Genomic DNA, 16,599 nt, shown 5'->3' with positions numbered 1-16,599 from the left:
TACACCGCATGAAGCGAATTGCCGGACTTTCCGCACTTGCCTTGATTATCTCCAGCACCAGTGGCTGTGGGTGGATCTGGGGCCCGGAAGGTTACTTCCGTGATCGTGGTAGCGATTACCTGAACGCGCAACAGACTGCACCGATGCAACTGCCGCCGGACGTCCAGGTCGCCAAGCGCCTGGATCCGCTGCTGCCGATTCCGCGTAACGTGGCCGACGACACCGCCAAGGGTGAATACGAGGTTCCTCGTCCGCAGCCGCTGTCGGCCATGGCCGATGCCAGCGACTACACCCTGCAGAAGAGCGGCGACTCACGTTGGGTCATGGCCCAGCATCCTCCGGCCGAAGTCTGGCCGGTGGCGATCCAGTTCTTTCAGGACAACGGTTTTCGCATCGATGAACAGCGCCCCCAGACCGGCGAGTTCACCACCACCTGGCAACATGCCGATGAACTGTCCGCCGCCATGGGCAAGCGCCTGAGTGCTGCCGGCGTCGCCAGCGACAGTGAGTCCCGCGTGCGGGTGCGTATCGAGCCGGGCGTGCAGCGCAACACCAGTGAAATCTATGTGGTCAGCGCCGAGCGTCCTGCCGGCAGCACCGCCGACGTGGCGTTCACCAACCGTTCGGTCAATACCGGTCTCGACGCTGCGCTGGTGGACGACATGCTTGCCAGCATGAGCCGTTCCGCAGAGCAGGGTGGTTCGGTTTCGATGCTGGCTTCCCGGGATTTCGACACGCCGAGCCGTGTCAGCCTGACCGAGGACGGCAGCGGCAACCCGGTGCTCAACGTCGGCTCCGACCTGGACCGTGCGTGGTCGAGCGTCGGCCGTGCGCTGGAGCAGGGCGAATGGCGGGTTGAAGATATCAACCGCAGCCTGGGCCTGTACTACATCAACCTCGCCGAAAAAGCCGAGAAGAAAGACGAGAAGCCCGGCTTCTTCAGTGGTCTGTTCGGCGGCAAGCCGGACAAGGAAGAAATCGAAGCCCGCGCCGAGCGCTATCAGGTTCGCCTGAGCAAGGTGGGCGACAACGTCCAGGTGACCGTCGAGAAAAACATCAATACCGTGGCGCCGGCCGAAGTGGCCCGCAAGGTGTTGGGTGTGATCCAGGACAACCTGGGCTGATCCGATGCGTTTTGCCGTTCTCGGCAGCGGTAGCCAAGGGAACGGCACGCTGGTAGCCAGTGCCGGTACGTATGTGCTGGTCGACTGTGGTTTCTCCCTGCGGGAAACCGAGAAACGCCTGCTGCGTCTGGGTGTGCATCCGGCGCAACTGAGCGCGATACTCGTGACCCATGAACATGCCGACCATGTGCATGGCGTGGGTTTGCTGTCCCGGCGCTACAATCTGCCGGTCTACCTCAGCCGCGGAACGCTGGGAGGGCTGCGCAAACCCATCGAGCCAGCCGGTTTCGTGGCCGGTGGCGAACAACTGCGCATTGGCGCCCTGGATATCGACGTGGTCAGCGTAGCCCACGATGCCCGGGAACCGACGCAATATGTGTTCAGCGACGGCGAGCGGCGTTTCGGCTTGTTGACCGACCTGGGATCGTATTGCGACAGGGTCATGGACAGTTATCGGGATCTCGATGCCTTGATGATCGAATCCAACCACTGTCGCGACATGTTGGCCCGTGGTTATTACCCGTATTTTCTCAAGCAACGGGTAGGCGGGGAACGCGGACATTTGAACAACCACCAGGCGGCGTACCTGGTGGCCGAGTTGGGCTGGCAGGGCTTGCAACACCTGGTCCTGGCCCATCTGAGCAGCAAGAACAACCTGCCGCAGCTGGCCCGGCAATGTTTTGTCGACACCCTAGGGTGCGACCCGGACTGGCTGCAACTGGCCGATCAAGATTCAGGGCTCGACTGGCGACATATCGCCTAGCCCATCTACTTAGCAAGCGGAGCCCATCATGGAAAAACGTGAAGAACTCTACCGCGGCAAAGCCAAATCGGTTTACAAGACCGACGACGCTGACCGCTTGATCCTGCTGTTTCGCAACGACACCTCGGCGTTCGACGGCAAGCGCATCGAACAGCTGGACCGCAAGGGCATGGTGAACAACAAGTTCAACGCCTTCATCATGCAGAAGCTCGAAGCCGCTGGCGTGCCGACCCAGTTCGACAAGCTGCTGGGCGACAACGAGTGCCTGGTCAAGAAGCTGGATATGATCCCGGTGGAATGCGTCGTGCGTAACTACGCTGCCGGCAGCCTGGTCAAGCGTCTGGGTGTGGAAGAGGGCATGAAGCTCAATCCTTACACCTTCGAGTTGTTCCTGAAGGACGACGCCAAGGGCGACCCGTTCATCAACGAATCCCACGTCGTGGCATTCGGCTGGGGCACCGCCGAGCAACTGGCGCGCATGAAGGAACTGTCCCTCAAGGTCAACGAAGTGCTGAGCAAGCTGTTCGACGACGCCGGCCTGCTGCTGGTGGACTTCAAGCTTGAATTCGGCGTGTTCAGCGATGGCTCCATCGTCCTGGGCGACGAATTCAGCCCGGATGGCTGCCGTCTCTGGGACAAGGCCACCAAGAAGAAGATGGACAAGGACCGCTTCCGCCAGGGCCTCGGTGACGTCATCGAAGCCTACGAAGAAGTCGCCCAACGCCTGGGTGTACCGCTGTAATCGACGCAAGCATCTGATAGCACGGAAAAAAATTCGCTCGGGGGTTCGCTTCCGGCGAATGTGCTGGTATGATGCGCGCCACTGGAGAGATGCCGGAGTGGCCGAACGGGACGGATTCGAAATCCGTTGTACTGGCGACAGTACCTAGGGTTCAAATCCCTATCTCTCCGCCATTATTGAATACGACTAAGCCCCTGAAATGGTTGAACATTTCAGGGGCTTTTTCGTTTCTGGCGTTTTAATGCTCCGCGGTTCATGTCGTCGAGCAGTAGACACATCTGGGCTGCAAAGCGACCCCGCTTTGTGAGCGCTCCGTACTCACATGGAGCAAGCCCCCTCGTCACGTCTGCATTACCGTACGGGATTTATCAACGATAACCATTGGGTTTCTGGACTAATCATCCAGATCAGGAAACACGATCTTGCCCAATACCCAAGGCTCCACGATGTCGCGATGAATCGTACGCAAGAACGACCCCCATTGCGAACGACTATGAGCATCGGGTCCAGTAATTGTCAGCAACAGATATTCATCTCTGAGATCATCGTATGCATAGATCAGCCAGAAGTCATTGGCTGGATCGTCTTTCAAGGCGGTGCGATAGTATTGACTATCCATTTTTGCCCAGCGGATTTGTGTCTTTTCAGTGCTCGCGAGATGAATGTGATACATCTCGCTCAAGTCGAGCCCTTCATCCCTGCCGAAGATGGCTGGGATTTCGCCGCATACTTTGTAGTTGTAAAAGTGTGCGGCGAAGTTTTTCCAGTTATGTATTTCTTCAAACAGAGCGGAAATTTTAATGGCTGGCATCAGGCCTACTTTGTAATAGGAAGCTTGCCAGTGATTACAAATTTATCGAATGCTTTTTGCCCATCACGCGCGGCCTGCCTGACATCAAGAAAAGTCAGCTCGTCGTGAATGACTTTTTTCTGCGGTTTATCGGCTTTTTTTGTGGTGGCCATCGGAGCCTCCGAGGTCTGTGTATTCATGCTGATCAGCTTATGTGAATAATCGTATCCGGGCAATGAGAGGTCGGGGGCACAAGTCCCCCGCGGCTTGCTGGGGGCTTTTCTATTAAGCAGGTTCTGCATCCAGTCGTCGTGCTATGACGTCTAGCACGTCGCAACCATCCCTTAAGGGAATGCAGCACAGTTGCGCAAAGTCTTGAAGTATGATTGCGTCGGTTGAAATGTCTCCTCGCATCGCGAGGTTTTCTAAAAGCTGGGTTACAGCGCGTATTCTATAGCCTGCCGTGTCGAGCAATATGTGTAAAGGAGCAGTGGTGTCGACGAAGAGAGGTTGATCATCGGCATTGCTTGTAAGAGCCATGTATTTGTTCATTTGGAACTCCATTTGATTGAAGCCAACTTAATCGTCGCCAAACGAAAAAGGTGGTGGCTGTACGCAGGTTGGCGAACCGGGACAAATGGAAAGACCGGCAGATCCGAAGATCTCCCGCGCACAGCCACCGGAAAGCAGCATATTGCGCGCAGAAGCAATCCGCAAACATGCGGGAGGTTTCTGCGTATTTGTCTTCGAGTCGCCAAACCCGAGTCGTCTTGCGACGGCACCTGAACTATGGGTTTTTCTGCCGAGATCATCAATAAGATGGTGTGTAAGACGATTCTTTGAATTGCGTAGGCGCAGGGCGTAAGAAAAAAGTCCCTCCACCGTTCGTCACCACCCTGTGACAATTGGGCTAATGTCTCTCTAGCAGAATGCACATCCTGCCGATAGGTAGGGCATACCTTAAAGAGGAGTGACACCCATGCCACGATTTTTCGCCGACCTGGGCTTTCGCTGGAAAATCACCTTGCCAATCGCTTTCCTGGCGTTGCTGTTGGTGTTGATGGGCTGGACGGGCGTGCGTGGCATCGATCAGGTGACTGACTCCAGTACGGAATTGACCAAGCGTTATCTGCCGGCCATCAGTCTGCTGCTTAATGCCGACCGCGATCTCTACCAGGCGTTTGTGGCCGAGCGCAGCCTGCTTGTCGGCAATGCGGGCGACCATGTGCAAGCACTGCGCGCCAGCCATGCCGAGAATATGAAGCAGGCCTATGATCGCGTGCACAAATACGCGGCGATGCAGCCGGGGGCCGAGGCGCTGGCGCTGGTCAAACAGTTCGATGACAGTTTTGCCCAGTGGACGCAGCTGTCGCGGCAAGTGGTCGAGCAGGCCGCGACCAATCCGCAGGCGGCCAGTGCCCTGAGTTTCGGCGACAGCGAACACCGGTTCGATACTATGCGCGATGCTATCGACAAGCTGGGCGAGCTGGAGGATCAGGCGTCGCTTAACGAGGGGCAGGCGGCGATCGACCATGGCGAGGCGGTGGGGCGGCAACAGGGTGGGATTCTGTTGATCGGCCTGCTCGGGTGCATCCTGCTGGTTTTTGTCCTGCCGCTTGTGGTGCTGCATCCCATGCGTCGGCTGCTTCACCGCGTCGAGCAGATTGCCGAGGGCGGCGGTGATTTGAAGGGGCGCCTTGAAGTACGTTCGGCTGACGAGTTGGGGCAGCTTGGCAGTGCTTTCAACCGTTTCCTCGACAAGCTCCAGCCGCTGATTGCCGAGGTAGGCCGGGTGACCGGGGAGGTCGATGCCGCGGCCCGCACCATGGCCAGTATGGCCGCGACCAATGATCAACTGATCAGCAGCGAACATGCGGCGCTGGATCAGGTCAGTACCGCCGCCACCCAGATGAGCGCGGCCGTGCATGAGGTGGCGCACAGCGCGGTGAACGCCTCGGACGCCGCCAAACAAGCCAGCAGCCAGTCCCGTGACGGCGCCGAAGTGGTCAGCAGCACTGTTGAGTCGATCCGCCAACTGGCCCAGGAGGTGGAAAGCGCCTCGGGTACCATTGGCGCTTTGGCCCAGGAAACCTCCAGCATCGGTGCCGTTCTCGAGGTGATTCGAGGCATCGCCGAACAGACCAACCTGCTGGCGCTGAACGCCGCGATCGAGGCTGCGCGGGCCGGTGAGCAGGGTCGCGGTTTTGCCGTCGTTGCCGACGAAGTCAGGGCCCTGGCGGCTCGTACCCAGGATTCGACCAAGGACATCCAGGTGCGTATCGAACGGCTGCAGAGCGGTGTGGCAAAGGCCGTGCAAGCCATGCAGGCCGGCAGCGACAAGGCCCGCGACAGCGTCGAGCGCGCCGCGGGCGTCGATCAGGTGCTCAGCGGCACCAGTGGCTCGATACAGCGGATCAACGACATGGCTGCGCAGATTGCCAACGCCTGTGAAGAGCAGAGCAGCGTTACCGAGGAGATTGCCCGCAACATCTCCGACATCCGCGACCTGTCCAATGAAGCGGCAGAGAATTCCGCCCAGAGCATGCAGGCCAGCCGGCAGCTATCCACTCTGTCGAAGAGTCTGGCGGAACTCACCGGCCGCTTCCGCACCTGAGTCGGCACCACCGTGTCTACCCGCAAGTCCCAGGCGGCACTCACCCGTGACCGCCTGCGGGCCCTGCATCAGGACGGCTTCGTGCTGTTGCCGGCAGTATTGGACACCGCGCAAATCGTAGCGGTGCGCCAGGCAATCGACCGGCTCAAACCCCTGCACTGGGACTACAGCGGTGTCATCGATCATTACAAATGCGTTTTCAACCGCGACCCATTCTGGTTGCCATTTCTGGACGTGGACGGCGTGATCGAACTGGCCGAGGCGGCCTTGGGGGATGATTGTCACGTCATCGGCCAGACGGCCTGGCGTTGCCATCCCGGTTTCATCGGGGCGCCCCTGCATCTGGATTACCTGCCGATGGCGTTGCCGCCAAGCCTGTTGGTCGACCCCGCCTTCGAGTTGCCGATGCAGATCTGTACCGCGCAGTTCTATCTCGACGACATCGATGCCGACTTGAGCCCGACCCGTGTCATCCCCGGCAGCCACCGGGCGGGGCGGGCACCCGTGGCGGGTGAAACCCAGTGGTCGGGGCATGCTGCGCAGCCGGTGTTGTGTCGTGCTGGCGATGTGCTGGTGTTGCGTAGCGAGTTATGGCATGCCGGCAGCGACAACCAGACCGCCGACCGCACGCGTTACCTGCTGCAAGTGCACTATGGCCGACGCATGGTGGCGCAGAAGTTTTCGCCTTACCTGCACTGGCAATTCAACCCGGCCGTCCTGGCGGCCGCGTCACCTCGCCAGCGGCGCCTGTTGGGCGAGCATCAGGAGGCTGAGTACGACTGATTCTCCGCTGCCGATTCCAGTCAGATCCAGACATCGTTGTCTGCCGTTCGCTCATGGGTTTCCCCCGTGTTGATGACCCCACGAGGTTCGATCAGCAACACTTTCACTTCCTGTGCGGCCCAGGGCTTGTGTTCGATGCCTTTCTTGACGACGTACATCTCGCCAGGGCCTATCGTCACCGCTCCGTCGCGAAAATCGATACGAAGCTCGCCCTCCAGCACGATGAAGGTTTCATCGGTGTCGGCATGGGAATGCCAGACGAAATCACCTTCGAGCCGGGCGACCTTGAACTGGTAGTCGTTCATCTCAGCCACGACCTTGGGGGCCCACTGATCCTGGAACAGGGCGTATTTCTGGGCAAAGTTGACAGGGGACTCATGGGTAGCCATCGCGCAATGCTCGCTGTGGGACTTGGATGGGCCGCAACAAGCTGCTCGACAGGCTGGGCCCGGCGGAGCAGCTCATGGGGGTAATGGTGCAACGCTGCTTCAGATTTCCTTCACTGGCGTCTCGCCCTGGACGTTCTTGATCAGCCCTATGACATGCAGGCAGTCAGCCTTGTTCACATAGGATTCGCCGCTGGCGATCGTTTCGTGGTTACCTGCGCGCAGGCGCCAGCGCCATTGGCCTTTTCCGCTGCTCTGGTTGCCTCGGGTCTGTCTGTAGATTTCAAAATACATCGGTTCGCTCCCTGCGATTGACTCATTCAAGACATGTTTTTGAACATGTCGTCGAAAGCCTAGCCAAGCTGAAAGTTTTCGCTATTGGAAATACGTTTCCAATGGTTATGAATTATTGCCGATAATGACAGCGTTCGCTCGAACCGACTCGAACCGGGAGCAATAAGCATGAACCGCAACGAATTGCGCAAGGCTGACATCAACCTGATGGTGGTTTTCGAAACGCTGATGCTGGAGCGCAATGTGACACGGGCGGCAGAAAAGCTGTTCCTGGGCCAGCCAGCCATCAGTTCGGCCCTCAACCGATTGCGCGCTCGGTTCAACGATCCGTTGTTCATCCGCGTCGGCCATCGCATGGAGCCCACTGCGCGGGCGGAGGAGATTATCCAGCACCTGTCGCCGGCATTGGACTCGCTGTCGGTGGCCCTGAGCCTGACCCACGATTTCGACCCGACCAGCAGCAACATGACGTTTCGCATCGGCCTGTCGGACGATGTCGAGTTCGGCCTGTTGCCACCGCTGTTGCGCAGCCTGCGCCAGGAAGCGCCGCAGGTGGTGTTCGTGGTCCAGCACGTCGATTACTGGCGGATTCCCGATTTGCTGGCGTCGGGCGACATCACCGTGGGGATCAGCCAGACCCGCGGGCTGCCGGCCAATGCCAAGCGTAAATTGCTGCGACACATCCAGCCTTGCGTGTTGCGGGCTGACGCCTCGGAAACGCCGCTGACCCTGGACGATTATTGTTCGCGGCCCCACGTGCTGGTGTCCCATACCGCGAACGTGGCCGGATTTGCTGACGAATGGCTGGCCGAGATCGGTCGCAAGCGTCAGGTGGTCTTGTCCGTGCCGCAATACAGCGCGTTGCCGGCGTTGCTGGCCGGAACCGATATGATTGCCAGTCTGCCGGACTACACCGCCGTCGCCATGGCTGCTTCGGGCCAGTTGTTCAGCGAACCCTTCCCCTTCAAGACCCCGACCCTGGACCTGTCCATGGTCTGGCTGAGCCATGTCGACAGTGACCCGGCGGAGCGCTGGTTGCGCTCCCGGCTGGAGGCGTTCATGAGTGAGCGTGGGGTATCGGGGCAAGCGGTCGGTTAAAGCAATAACGCTGTACGTGGCGCTTCGCTAATTCCCTTGCCATAGGGTTCTGTGCTTGAGCGCCAAGTAGGGGTATCGTGCGTCGGCTGAATTCGCGTCGTCACATTTCGAACAGGAGTCGAACACATGCCTCACCTGCACATCGAGTACACCGCCAACCTGCCCGAGCTTAACGCCGACGTCGCACTGTTGCGCTTGAATAACACCCTGGTGGCGTCCGGTCAGTTCGCGGAGGCGGACATCAAGAGCCGGGCCGTGAAGGTCGAGCATTTCCGGGTGGGCACCGGTTTGGGCGAGCGTGGTTTCGTGCATGTGCAGTTGGCGTTGTTGAGCGGTCGTTCGCCGGAAATCAAGAAGCAGCTGGGGGAGAGTCTGTTGACCGTGGTCCAGGACCTGGGCCCATGGCCGGCCGGTCTCAGCGTGCAGTTCAGCGTAGAGATCGTCGATATGGATCGCGGCTGCTACGCCAAGGCCATCCTCGACAGCTGAGGTTCAGGCGTCAGCCGGCTGCCGGCCTCGATCGCCTGTCCGCACAGCCAGGCGATCCGGCAGGGGGGAGCCGGCACCGGCGTGGCACAGGTTGATGCTTTGCAGGATGGTGCGCACATGAGCGTACATGCCTTCGGCCTTGAACGTGGGGCGCATGCCGGTGCGGGTATTGATGAACAGTTCGTCCTTGAAGCAGGTCCGCAGTTTCTTCAGGCAGTAACTCACCGTTGACTGGCTGACACACAGTGCCTCGGACACGCCGCTGACACTGCTTTGTTCGTACACGGCGCTAAACACCATGAGGTCCTGCATATCGAGCTTTCTGAGAGAATTACTGTTTATTAGCATCCATTGCTTCTCGCTGTGCTCCTTGCGCGGATCTTGCGCAAACAAGATCCGTGATCCTAGCGGAACGATGGTCCCAAGTGAATGCCGTGGGGGCTGTTTCGCTGTCGGGAACGGGACAGATAATGTAGGGAACACGACGAACAGCACGTCTTTGGCACTAGGTGGATTGTTTAGCGCATTCCCATCCACGCTCCATCAAATCCGGGTTTAACGAGCCGGGGCGGCGTGGGACGCTCGCGGGGTGTGTTTACTGTGATGCGTTTATGGACGGTCGGCCCGCAGCATTCCTGTACCCATCATTTGCCGAGGTCGGTCCGGTCGGTCGACTCACGCCTGTCTTCGCACCGTCACTTTCCGCGCTGCCCTCCGAACTGGCTTTCTGGGCCCTATGGCATTGTCGCCATGCCCGTCCTCCGGACATTCGTATTTCCTGTTGATCCCTTCACGACGTCCGCTCATTGCGGGCACAGATTGACGGCGCCTTGGTGTCCGTCCGACATGAAAATACGAGCATTCTAATGAACAATGCCAATCCTGCTTTCGCGCCCGTTGAACACGCCCGGGCATTCCTGGCCCAGCACCCGGATATCGAACTGTTCGAACTGTTCATCCTCGACAACAACGGCGTGCCCAGGGGCAAGCTGCTGCATCGGGATGAATTGCTGGCGGTCTATGAAAGTGGTCGTCCGCTGCCGAGCACGATTCTTGGGCTGACCGTCAATGGCGACGATGTGGAAAACTCGGGGCTGGTGTGGGATGTCGGGGACATCGACTGCCGGGCCTATCCCATCAGCGGCAGTTTGCAGCGCATGCCGTGGCGGCTGATTCCCACCGCTGCCGTGCAGGTCGCCATGCATCCTCGGGAGGGCATGCCGGCAGCCATCGCCGACCCGCGTTGTCTGCTCAGCCGGGTGATCGAGGGTTTGCAGGCCGATGGCTATTACCCGGTGATGGCGGCGGAGCTGGAGTTCTATCTGTTGGACGCGCAACGCGACAGCCAGGGGCGGCCACAACCGGCGCGGGATGCCGATGGTGGCCGGCCGCGCGCTACCCAGGTCTACGGTTTGCGCGAGCTGGAGCAGATCGAGCCGTTCCTGGCGGACCTTTATGCCGCCTGCAAACTCCAGGGCATTGCGGCTCGCACGGCCATTTCCGAATATGCCCCCGGTCAGGTGGAAATCACCCTCGAGCACCGCATCGATGCGTTGCAAGCCATGGATGAAGCGGTGCGCTACAAGCGACTGGTCAAGGGCGTGGCGCATAGACATGGCATGGTGGCGTGTTTCATGGCCAAGCCTTTCGATCATCTGGCGGGTTCCGGCATGCACATGCACGTCAGCCTGGCGGACCGCGAGGGCAACAACCTGTTTGCCAGCGAGGCCGCCGATGGCACGCCGTTGCTGCGCTGGGCGATAGCCGGGATGCTCGACACACTGCTCGATTCGTTACTGATGTTCTGTCCGAACGCCAACTCTTACCGCCGATTCCAGAGCAACAGCTACGCGCCTCTCTCGGCGACCTGGGGGGTGGACAACCGCACCGTGAGCTTGAGGGTGCCAGGTGGTCCGGCTTTTTCGCGGCACATCGAGCATCGCGTCTGCGGCGCTGACGCCAACCCGTACCTGGCGGCTGCGGCGATACTGGCCGGCATCCATCTTGGTATACGGGAGCAGTGCGATCCCGCTGCGCCCATTGAAGGCAATGGTTATGCACAAGCGACCGGACTACTGCCCACCGATTGGCTCACCGCGCTGCGCGCGCTTGAGGCTTCGGCCTGGGCGCGAGAAGCCTTCGGCGGCGAATTCCTTGGCGTTTACCTGGCGGTCAAACACGCTGAATACCGTCAGTTCATGGGCGAGGTGGGGGAGCAGGACTGGCGCTGGTATCTGAATTGGGCTTGAAGCAGTTGCAAGCAGCAAGCAGGTCATGGTCCTGCCGCTTGCCACTTAAATAATAATTTAATAGCAACTTTTTCACGAAAAATTGATGGTGGGCTGCCTAAAGTCTGTGCTGCCGTAGAAAACGTATTTTTCACATTTTCTAAGGCGCTTCTTCTCCAAAAAGCAACTTTCAGGAAAACGCCCACCATCATGCTGACCATTAAAGCCGTGCGCCCGGAGTGGGTGACGCTGCTCGCCAGTGCCTTTTTTTTAGTTGGCTTCAACGCCGTTCTCTGGCAGCACTTGCTGACGATTACGACAGTTGACGGTCGGGGCTTGCTGATGTGCGCGGCCTTTGGCGTGATGATTCTCTGCGCATTCAACCTGGTGCTGACGCTCGTGGCGTTCCGCCCGGTGCTCAAGCCCGTATTGATGCTGATGTTCCTGATCAGCGCCAGCGTGGCTTATTTCATGGCCCAATACGGTGTGATGATTGACGTCGGCATGCTGCGCAACTTTGCCGAAACCAATGCCACCGAAGTCCGTGACCTGTTGTCGCTGAAGTTATTTGCCTATCTCGGGTTACTTGGCATCTTGCCTTCCTGGTTATTGTTCAAGACACCAATCAAGTACCGTAGCTGGCCCAAAGAGTTGTTAAGTAAGCTGTTGGTCGGTGTGGCTTCGGCGGCGATGATTGGCGTGGTTGCCCTGGCGAATTACCAGGGGCTGTCTTCCCTGTTTCGCAACCATCACGAATTGCGCCTGATGATCGTGCCAAGTAACTACATTGGTGCTTCGGTCGGCTACCTGCGCGAGCAGGTCGTGTCGGCCAAGCAACCGTTCATCAAGCTGGGCGAGGATGCGAGGCGCAATCCGGCCTGGCAGACCCACGCTCGCAAGTCCCTGACCGTACTGGTAGTAGGGGAGAGTGCTCGCGCCGAGAACTTCGGCATCCTCGGCTATAACCGTGACACCACGCCGACGTTGAATCACGAGGCCGGCCTGATCGCTTTCACTGACGTGCATTCCTGCGGTACCGAAACCGCCGTGTCTGTGCCGTGCATGTTTTCCAATATGGGCCGCAAGAACTACGACGCCAGCAAGGCCAAGCATGAAGAAGGCCTGCTGGATGTGCTCCAGCGCGCCGGTCTGGACGTGATCTGGCGGGACAACCAGTCCGGCTGCAAAGGGACCTGCGACCGGGTTACCCTGCAGGATGTGAGCAATCTCAAGGACCCGACCCTGTGTGCCAACAGCGAGTGCCGGGATGAGATCCTGCTTCAGGGGCTGCAGCATTTCATCGACACCTTGGACAAGGACACCGTGCTGGTGCTCCACCAGATGGGCAGTCACGGGCCTGAGTACTTCAAGCGTTATCCCAAGGAGTACGAGCATTTCACGCCGGTTTGCGAAAGCAACGCGCTGAACAATTGCAGTCGCGAAAGTATCGTCAATGGTTACGACAATACGCTGGTGTACACCGACCACGTCCTTTCGACCCTGATCGATCTGCTACGGGCCAATCAGGACAAGGTCGATACGGCCATGCTGTACCTGTCGGACCATGGTGAGTCCCTGGGCGAATACAACCTGTTTCTCCATGGCACGCCCTACATGCTTGCTCCGGAGCAGCAGAAACATGTGGCGATGCTCGCCTGGTTTTCCGACGCCTATCAGAAGTCCTTCGCAGTGGATACGCATTGCCTGCAGTCGAGTCGGGAAAAGCCCTTGAGCCAGGACAACCTGTTCCACTCGATGCTCGGGTTGCTGGAGGTCAACAGCAAGGTCTATAACCGGGACCTGGATCTGTTCGCTGGTTGCCGCGGCGCGGTGATTGATGGTGTGTTGGCGCGCAAGTGATCGCCTACACCTTTTTTTCACGCCGCGTCGTTTAACCTGTCATCTGTCCATTTTCCAAGAGCCGTTTGTATGTCCGGGCTACCCCCCTCCACCGTCGAACTTGAGTTCGCCAGGCATCACGACCAAGAGCATGCGCAAGTCTGCTCCCGGCCGGCGCCTCGACGGCTGCGCCTGGCGTTCTGGCGCGATGAGCACATGGTGCGCAACGCCCTGAAGGTGGCCGGTGAGCCGGGACTGGTGCTGGACGTGGCGTGCGGGGCGGGGCGGTTCTGGCCAGTGCTGGCCGAACATGCCAACCGGGTGATCCTGGCGGCGGACCCATCTGCGGACATGCTCGAACACGCGCTTACCCACCATGGCGGCGCATTGCTCAAGCGGGTCAAGACCTTTCCGAGTTCGGCGTTTACCATCGGGCTGTCGGAAAACGCGGTGGATTGTATTTGTTGCCTGCAATTGTTTCGCCACGTGAGTGCCAGTGAGCATCGCCTGGCGCTGCTGCGCGAGTTTGCTCGGGTCAGTCGCGACACGGTTATCGTGTCGGTACAAATCGACGGGCGTTTCAAACTTGGTCACCCGCCACACCGAAACCTGGCAGGCAAGGCCGATGTCGAGGCCGAGTTCCTCCAGGCCGGTTTCAACGTGCTGTGGCACCAAGACTTCCTGCCTGGTTTTGCGTTGACGCGGGTTTATGTGTTGCGTAAGACCAGTTAGTTTTCAATGTAGGACTATTCTTGCCGTTGCGCAGGCGATTTCTCTCAGGCTCATGCTCTATGGATGCTCGCAATCGCTGACGGCGATATATACTGCGCGCCATTCTTCAAGGGAGAGCCGTGTGGCCATCGATATTCACTGGATTCGCGACAACGATAGCCTCGGTCGGTTTTGCACCGAATGGCAGCAGTTGCCCTTCGTCGCCCTCGACACCGAATTCATGCGGGTCGACACCTTTTACCCCATCGCCGGTTTGCTGCAGATCGGCGACGGCAAGCGTGCCTTCCTGATCGACCCCTTGACCATCGACAACTGGCAGCCCCTGGCGGCATTGCTGGAAAACCCGGCTGTGCTCAAGGTGCTGCACGCCTGCAGCGAAGACCTTGAGGTCCTGCTGCGCCTGACCCGCAGCCTGCCCGCGCCGTTGTTCGATACTCAACTGGCTGCCGCGTACCTGAACCTGGGTTTCTCCATGGGTTACTCGCGGCTGGTGCAGGAGGTTCTGGGCATCGAGTTGCCCAAGGGCGAGACTCGCTCCGACTGGTTGCAGCGGCCGCTGTCCGAAACACAGATCAGCTATGCCGCAGAAGATGCGGTGCATCTGGCTGAAGTTTTCGTACAACTGCGTCCCAGGCTTTCGGATGAGAAGTACGCCTGGGTCCTGGAGGATGGTGCTGAGCTGGTCGCCAACCTGCGCCGCGAAGTCGATCCCGATGAGGTGTACCGCGAAGCCAAGCTGGCCTGGAAACTCTCCCGCGCACAACTGGCCGTACTGCGAGAGCTCTGCGCCTGGCGCGAGCGCGAGGCGCGGGCCCGTGACTTGCCGCGTAATCGCATCATTCGCGAACATTCGCTGTGGCCCCTGGCCCGCACCCAGCCGGATAATCTTGGCGCATTGGCGAAAATCGAAGACATGCACCCGCGCACCGTGCGTCAGGACGGCGAGTTTCTGCTGGATCTGATCAAGCGCGCTGCCAGTGTGCCGCCCGAGCAATGGCCGCCGGCCGTGGCCGAGCCGTTGCCCATCGAGGCCGCGGCACTGGTCAAGCGTCTGCGGGCCCTGGGGCAAGCTGAAGCCGAACGCCTGGGCATTGCACCGGAACTGATGCTGCGCAAGAAAACCCTCGAAGCGCTGATCAAGAGCGGCTTCCCCGAGGGACCTTATCAATTGCCTGATTCGCTGCGTGGCTGGCGTCGCGAACTGATGGGCCAGGCGTTGCTCGACAGCCTGGCCACTGCCGGAGAACAGCCTTGAAACGTATCTGCTCCATTTACCGCAGCTCGAAGAAAAACGAGATGTACCTGTATGTGCTCAAGAGTGATGCCTTGGCGCGCGTGCCCGAGCCGTTGATGGCGGCCTTTGGCAAGGCGACCCATGCCTTCGATCTGGTTTTGAGTCCTGAGCGGCAGTTGTCCCGGGAGGACATCAACAAGGTGCTGGAGAACCTGGACACCCAGGGTTATCACCTGCAGATGCCTCCGGCCGAAGAAGAGTACATCGAGCATTTGCCTGAAGAGTTGCTGCGACGCAACGACCCGGTCTGACGCCGTACCGGGGTACCCGTCCAGGGATCCCTGGAGACACATTGGAATTTTTTGACGATCGCCGCATGGATGGAGCGACACTCTGTCGGCGTTCGTCTGCACTGTTTTTAAAGGTTTGATTCATGCGCGTTCTGATTGCCGAACACGACCACGCGGTATATGCCCAACTGTTGCGCCAGGCGGCGCCCGATATTGAAGTGCTGACCAGCGGTGACTCCGCTGAATTATCCCGGCTGGCCGCCGATTGCCCGGTCTGGTTTGGCCAGCCCGATCTGCTGGCTACCCTGCTGCGCCAGGGCCATCGGCCCCAGTGGCTGCAATCGACCTGGGCGGGCATCACGCCACTGTTGGCCGAGGGGCTGACACGCGATTACCGGTTGACCCGGGCGGTAGGTATTTTCGGTCAGTTGATGGCTGAGTACGTGCTTACCTACATGCTTGGCCATGAGCGCGAGGTGTTGGCGCGGCTGGTCAGCCAGGTCGAGCGCAAGTGGGACAACCGCCAGGGGCAGGGGCTGGCGGGGCGCAAGGCGCTGATCGTCGGGACCGGTGATATCGGTCAACGGGTGGCGCAGTTCCTCGTGCCGTTTGGTGTGCAACTCTATGGCATTGCCAGCGAGGCCAGGGAGCTGGCCCCTTTTGTCGAGGTCGGGGCGATGAAGGATCTGCCGCGTCTGGTCGGCGAAGTGGATTACGTCATCAACCTGCTGCCCAATACGCCGCATACCCATGACGTGTACGACGCGGCGCTGTTCAAGCAATTCAAGCCCACCGGATTGTTCATCAACGCCGGACGCGGCGTCGCCGTGGTGGACGCGGACCTGGTGCAAGCCTTGAAAGACGGGCACCTGGCCGGCGCAGTGATCGACGTTTGTCGTCAGGAACCGCTGCCGCAGCGTCATCCGTTCTGGACGGCATGGGGCTTGCTGTTGACCGGCCACAGCTCGGCACCGACGTCGCCGCCGCTGATGACGCAACTGTTCCTGGAAAACCTGCGTGCCTACCAGGCCGGCGAGGCCTTGCGCGGGGAAGTGGATTTCACCCGGGGCTATTGACCCCCCCCAAAAAATCCATTGTGGGAGCGGGCTTCGATCTGTGCAGGATTACAGGGTGGAGTTTGCCTCCGGCCAATCGCCTTACCGACAGTCGCCGCCGCTTGGCCTGAAGAGGTC

At 59.6% G+C, this 16,599-nt stretch carries 19 protein-coding genes, 1 tRNA gene and 2 pseudogenes; 15 read left to right on the top strand and 7 right to left on the bottom strand.

Annotation, left to right across the window (positions count from 1 at the left end; genetic code table 11):
• The first annotated feature begins 8 nt into the window (after positions 1-8).
• The 4 genes from bamC to AD665_RS17450 all read left to right on the top strand — a co-directional run bounded on the left by bamC (position 9) and on the right by AD665_RS17450 (position 2,802).
• A complete protein-coding gene (gene bamC / locus AD665_RS17465) occupies positions 9-1,124 on the top strand; it encodes an outer membrane protein assembly factor BamC (protein ID WP_024780391.1) in 1,116 nt (371 codons plus the stop codon).
• A gap of 4 nt (positions 1,125-1,128) precedes the next feature.
• Complete coding sequence (locus AD665_RS17460; protein WP_024780392.1) at positions 1,129-1,887, top strand: MBL fold metallo-hydrolase; 759 nt, start codon at positions 1,129-1,131, stop codon at positions 1,885-1,887.
• A gap of 28 nt (positions 1,888-1,915) precedes the next feature.
• Positions 1,916-2,629: a phosphoribosylaminoimidazolesuccinocarboxamide synthase gene (purC, locus tag AD665_RS17455; protein WP_016963914.1), complete on the top strand. Its 714-nt coding sequence runs from the start codon at positions 1,916-1,918 to the stop codon at positions 2,627-2,629.
• 83 nt (positions 2,630-2,712) lie between these two features.
• A tRNA-Ser gene (locus AD665_RS17450) sits at positions 2,713-2,802 on the top strand.
• A gap of 221 nt (positions 2,803-3,023) precedes the next feature.
• On the opposite strand, the gene AD665_RS17445 is transcribed toward AD665_RS17450, so the two are convergent.
• From AD665_RS17445 to AD665_RS27890, 3 genes are read right to left on the bottom strand one after another with little or no spacing between them, the layout of a single operon-like run.
• On the bottom strand, positions 3,024-3,440 hold the full coding sequence (locus tag AD665_RS17445) for a type II toxin-antitoxin system YafO family toxin (protein WP_024780393.1): 417 nt from the start codon (positions 3,438-3,440) through the stop codon (positions 3,024-3,026).
• A gap of 5 nt (positions 3,441-3,445) precedes the next feature.
• Entirely contained in the window at positions 3,446-3,721 is a 276-nt protein-coding gene (locus tag AD665_RS27420) for a hypothetical protein (RefSeq protein ID WP_152978988.1), read from the bottom strand.
• Positions 3,705-3,971 (bottom strand): hypothetical protein, encoded by a 267-nt coding sequence (locus AD665_RS27890; RefSeq protein ID WP_024780394.1) that lies wholly within the window; start codon positions 3,969-3,971, stop codon positions 3,705-3,707. The genes AD665_RS27420 and AD665_RS27890 overlap by 17 nt, the downstream gene beginning before the upstream one ends.
• 427 nt (positions 3,972-4,398) lie before the next feature.
• Between AD665_RS27890 and AD665_RS28190 the strand changes: the two are divergent.
• The 3 genes and pseudogenes from AD665_RS28190 to AD665_RS17430 form a co-directional block, all read left to right on the top strand.
• Positions 4,399-5,175 (top strand): annotated as a pseudogene (locus AD665_RS28190) (HAMP domain-containing protein); the annotation flags it as partial.
• Positions 5,176-5,244: 69 nt separating this feature from the next.
• Positions 5,245-6,033: a methyl-accepting chemotaxis protein gene (locus AD665_RS28185; RefSeq protein ID WP_371921424.1), complete on the top strand. Its 789-nt coding sequence runs from the start codon at positions 5,245-5,247 to the stop codon at positions 6,031-6,033.
• A 12-nt stretch (positions 6,034-6,045) separates the two neighbouring features.
• Positions 6,046-6,816 carry a phytanoyl-CoA dioxygenase family protein gene (locus tag AD665_RS17430; protein ID WP_024780396.1) on the top strand — a complete coding sequence of 257 codons (771 nt, stop codon included), beginning with the start codon at positions 6,046-6,048 and terminating at the stop codon, positions 6,814-6,816.
• A gap of 20 nt (positions 6,817-6,836) precedes the next feature.
• Here the strand turns inward: AD665_RS17430 and AD665_RS17425 are convergent, their stop codons facing one another.
• Entirely contained in the window at positions 6,837-7,205 is a 369-nt protein-coding gene (locus AD665_RS17425; protein ID WP_024780397.1) for a cupin domain-containing protein, read from the bottom strand.
• Between the two features lie 99 nt (positions 7,206-7,304).
• Positions 7,305-7,496, bottom strand: coding sequence for a YegP family protein (locus AD665_RS17420; RefSeq protein ID WP_024780398.1), 192 nt, complete (start codon positions 7,494-7,496; stop codon positions 7,305-7,307).
• 168 nt (positions 7,497-7,664) lie between these two features.
• Between AD665_RS17420 and AD665_RS17415 the strand changes: the two genes are divergently transcribed.
• Positions 7,665-8,594 (top strand): LysR substrate-binding domain-containing protein, encoded by a 930-nt coding sequence (locus tag AD665_RS17415; RefSeq protein WP_024780399.1) that lies wholly within the window; start codon positions 7,665-7,667, stop codon positions 8,592-8,594.
• 126 nt (positions 8,595-8,720) lie between these two features.
• Positions 8,721-9,083 (top strand): 5-carboxymethyl-2-hydroxymuconate Delta-isomerase, encoded by a 363-nt coding sequence (locus AD665_RS17410; protein WP_024780400.1) that lies wholly within the window; start codon positions 8,721-8,723, stop codon positions 9,081-9,083.
• Positions 9,084-9,155: 72 nt separating this feature from the next.
• On the opposite strand, the pseudogene AD665_RS17405 reads toward AD665_RS17410, so the two are convergent.
• Positions 9,156-9,431, bottom strand: a pseudogene (locus AD665_RS17405) (LysR family transcriptional regulator); the annotation flags it as partial.
• Positions 9,432-9,949: 518 nt separating this feature from the next.
• Between AD665_RS17405 and AD665_RS17400 the strand changes: the two are divergent.
• Positions 9,950-11,332: a glutamine synthetase family protein gene (locus AD665_RS17400; protein ID WP_024780402.1), complete on the top strand. Its 1,383-nt coding sequence runs from the start codon at positions 9,950-9,952 to the stop codon at positions 11,330-11,332.
• Between the two features lie 23 nt (positions 11,333-11,355).
• On the opposite strand, the gene AD665_RS27415 is transcribed toward AD665_RS17400, so the two are convergent.
• Positions 11,356-11,532 (bottom strand): hypothetical protein, encoded by a 177-nt coding sequence (locus AD665_RS27415; protein ID WP_155254760.1) that lies wholly within the window; start codon positions 11,530-11,532, stop codon positions 11,356-11,358.
• Here AD665_RS27415 and AD665_RS17395 point away from each other — a divergent pair.
• The 5 genes from AD665_RS17395 to AD665_RS17375 all read left to right on the top strand — a co-directional run bounded on the left by AD665_RS17395 (position 11,522) and on the right by AD665_RS17375 (position 16,482).
• Entirely contained in the window at positions 11,522-13,171 is a 1,650-nt protein-coding gene (locus AD665_RS17395) for a phosphoethanolamine transferase (protein WP_024780403.1), read from the top strand. The genes AD665_RS27415 and AD665_RS17395 overlap by 11 nt on opposite strands.
• Before the next feature lie 69 nt (positions 13,172-13,240).
• The gene (locus AD665_RS17390) at positions 13,241-13,882 is read left to right on the top strand and encodes a class I SAM-dependent methyltransferase (protein ID WP_024780404.1); all 642 of its coding nucleotides are present in this window, start codon (positions 13,241-13,243) and stop codon (positions 13,880-13,882) included.
• A 121-nt stretch (positions 13,883-14,003) separates the two neighbouring features.
• Positions 14,004-15,137: a ribonuclease D gene (gene rnd, locus AD665_RS17385; protein ID WP_024780405.1), complete on the top strand. Its 1,134-nt coding sequence runs from the start codon at positions 14,004-14,006 to the stop codon at positions 15,135-15,137.
• A complete protein-coding gene (locus tag AD665_RS17380; protein WP_024780406.1) occupies positions 15,134-15,427 on the top strand; it encodes a YcgL domain-containing protein in 294 nt (97 codons plus the stop codon). Before rnd ends, AD665_RS17380 begins: the two co-directional genes overlap by 4 nt.
• 122 nt (positions 15,428-15,549) lie before the next feature.
• Positions 15,550-16,482 carry a D-2-hydroxyacid dehydrogenase gene (locus tag AD665_RS17375; protein ID WP_024780407.1) on the top strand — a complete coding sequence of 311 codons (933 nt, stop codon included), beginning with the start codon at positions 15,550-15,552 and terminating at the stop codon, positions 16,480-16,482.
• The last annotated feature ends 117 nt before the right edge of the window (positions 16,483-16,599 follow it).

The organism is Pseudomonas corrugata (assembly GCF_001269905.1).
GTDB classification, from domain to species: Bacteria; Pseudomonadota; Gammaproteobacteria; order Pseudomonadales; family Pseudomonadaceae; genus Aquipseudomonas; species Aquipseudomonas corrugata.
Note: the sequence above shows the minus strand (reverse complement) of the source record. Positions and strands in the feature narration are given on the sequence as shown.